The sequence below is a fragment of the Pseudomonas sp. LSJ-87 genome, assembly GCF_032971465.1.
In the GTDB taxonomy this organism is placed as follows: domain Bacteria; phylum Pseudomonadota; class Gammaproteobacteria; order Pseudomonadales; family Pseudomonadaceae; genus Aquipseudomonas; species Aquipseudomonas putida_Z.
The window spans coordinates 1-397 of the sequence record NZ_JAWJYQ010000122.1 but is presented as its reverse complement, the minus strand read 5'-3'; the positions used below and the strand labels follow the sequence as shown (position 1 = coordinate 397).

Sequence of the window (397 nt, the reverse complement as noted above, 5' to 3'; positions counted from 1 at the left end):
GGGTTCTGTTCCGCTTGCGCGGCGGTAGCCATTCGTCTAGGCCAGCAATCACTCACTGGCTCGAGCAACCTACCCGCCTCCTTACGCGAGCAACGCAATGTGGAGGCCTATTTGGTCTTGCTTCAGGTGGAGTTTACCCTGCTACGAACTATTACTAGTCGTCCGGTGCGCTCTTACCGCACCCTTTCACCCTTACCTGTGCCCTAGGGCCATCGGCGGTCTTCTCTCTGCTGCACTTGTCGTAGGCTTGCGCCCCCCAGGCGTTACCTGGCACCTTGCTCTATGAAGCCCGGACTTTCCTCCCCTTTGTCAGTCTCCCGAAGGACGTCAACGTCAGTCTCCCAAAGGGACTTCGACGTCAGTCTCCCGAAGGACATCAACAAAGCAGCGACTACCC

Annotated in this window: 1 other RNA gene; it reads right to left on the bottom strand. The window is 57.9% G+C overall.

What is annotated here, in order from left to right:
* Nucleotides 1-397: RNase P RNA component class A (rnpB, locus tag RYH74_RS26350), an RNA gene on the bottom strand; the annotation flags it as partial.